The sequence below is a fragment of the Streptomyces sp. NPDC056948 genome (genome assembly GCF_042674225.1).
Classification (GTDB): domain Bacteria; phylum Actinomycetota; class Actinomycetes; order Streptomycetales; family Streptomycetaceae; genus Streptomyces; species Streptomyces purpurascens.
This window is the reverse complement of the sequence record NZ_JBHUQX010000801.1, coordinates 1-1,510: the sequence shown is the minus strand read 5'-3', so window position 1 is coordinate 1,510 and position 1,510 is coordinate 1. Positions and strand designations below refer to the sequence as shown.

General features: G+C 74.2%; 4 protein-coding genes. All 4 read right to left on the bottom strand.

The window, feature by feature from the left end:
- Positions 1 to 185 (bottom strand): hypothetical protein (locus ACFTZL_RS44840; protein WP_382596386.1); only part of this gene is annotated, 185 nt, incomplete at its 3' end.
- Positions 182 to 541 carry a hypothetical protein gene (locus ACFTZL_RS44835; protein WP_382596383.1) on the bottom strand — a complete coding sequence of 120 codons (360 nt, stop codon included), beginning with the start codon at positions 539 to 541 and terminating at the stop codon, positions 182 to 184. The genes ACFTZL_RS44835 and ACFTZL_RS44840, both read right to left, overlap by 4 nt.
- A 110-nt stretch (positions 542 to 651) precedes the next feature.
- On the bottom strand, positions 652 to 879 hold the full coding sequence (locus ACFTZL_RS44830; RefSeq protein WP_382596380.1) for a hypothetical protein: 228 nt from the start codon (positions 877 to 879) through the stop codon (positions 652 to 654).
- A complete protein-coding gene (locus ACFTZL_RS44825) occupies positions 876 to 1,379 on the bottom strand; it encodes a hypothetical protein (protein WP_382596377.1) in 504 nt (167 codons plus the stop codon). The genes ACFTZL_RS44830 and ACFTZL_RS44825 overlap by 4 nt, the downstream gene beginning before the upstream one ends.
- Positions 1,380 to 1,510 lie beyond the last annotated feature (131 nt).

The window sequence follows — 1,510 nt, the reverse complement described above, 5'->3', positions numbered from 1 at the left end:
CACTTCTTCCTCCGTGCTGCGCGCCGGGTCTCGCGGTTGGGCTTCGGCAACTCGCGCCAGCCGAACGGGGACTCGCCGTCGTCGCTGTCGACGACGACCTCGCCGAGGCTGACCAGTTCGGTGTTCCAGGTGGCGCCCGGGGCGGGCGGGTGCTCGCCCCGGGGCGTCGTGCTCGGGCCGGTCATGCCGCGCTCTGGTCGTCGAGCGGTGCGCCGTGCTGCGGGGTGCGGGCGGCCGGCGGGCGGGTGCAGTCGTCGGGGTTGTGCACCTCGCCGCCGCTGTTGCGCCAGAACGAACAGCACGGCACAGGCGGCGGCAGCAGCTGCTCGTCGGCGACGGCCGCGCGGCGCAGCTGCTCGTGCCGGGCCCGGATCCGGCGGTCCTCCGTGTCGTACGACGCGGCGATGGCCAGCAGGACGCCCGTGCTGATGAGCCCGGGGAGGGCGTAGTGCGGGTGGTGGGTGGCGGAGTAGATGGCGCTGGCGAGCGGGATGACGGCGGTGATGCGGCAGGCGCGGGCGGTGCTGCGCGCTGGGGTCACTGGGCTCTCCTTCGGATCAGGTTGAGGAGGGCGCGCTCCTGCCCAGCCGAGGCCGAGCAGGAGCGCGGAGATGAACGGCGCCATGGCGACGCCGATGCCGAGGCCGCCCATCAGGCGGCTTCCTCGTAGTCGCGGGTGGCGCGGGCTATGCGCCGGGCGGTGATGCGGCCGCGGGCCCAGGAGGGGCGTACGACGGTGCGCCAGACGAGGCGGACGGTCCACGCGCCGGTCGCGATGGCGGCGAGGATGACGATGGAGCCGACGGCGGCGAGGACGGCGACCCAGGCGAGCAGGGCCCAGCCGAGGGTGAGGACGGTGTCGATGGCTTCGGCGATCACGATTGCGCCCCGTCCTGCTGCGCTTTGGGCACGCGGCGGCAGGGGCAGTCGGCTCCGCACTCGGGGATGCCGGGGAGCGGGATGCGGCGGTTGGTGTCCGGCTGGGCGGCGGGGTGTTCTTCGTCGGCCAGGCGGAGCAGCTCGGTGGCGACCCGGAGGATGCCGATGTTCTCCGACACCTGCGCCGACTTGCGGGCGCCGGTCACGGACTCGAACTGGCGCAGGCCCTCGGCGACCTCGGCGGCCTCGCGGAGGACGTCGGCCCGGGACACGGGCGGCGGCAGCACGGCCAGCACCGCGTCGGCGAACCGCTCGCGGTCGTCGCGGCGTTCGAGTTGAGCGTAGGTGTCGGCCTCGCGTAGGGCTTCGGCAATGCGGTCGCGGAGCGCGGCCCGGTCCTCGAGGAAGGCGCGGAAGTCGGCGACGGCCTGGCGGTCTCCGTCGGTGAGCGGGTGGCTCGGGTTGTTGCCGCATGCGGGCCCGGTCGGCCGGTGACTCATGGTCAGCTCCTGGTGGGTGTGGTGTGATCGGGGGTGCCGCCCGGCGCATAGCCCGCGCCACCCGCGACTACGAGGAAGCCGCCTGATGGGCGGCCTCGGCATCGGCGTCGCCATGGCGCCGTTCATCTCAT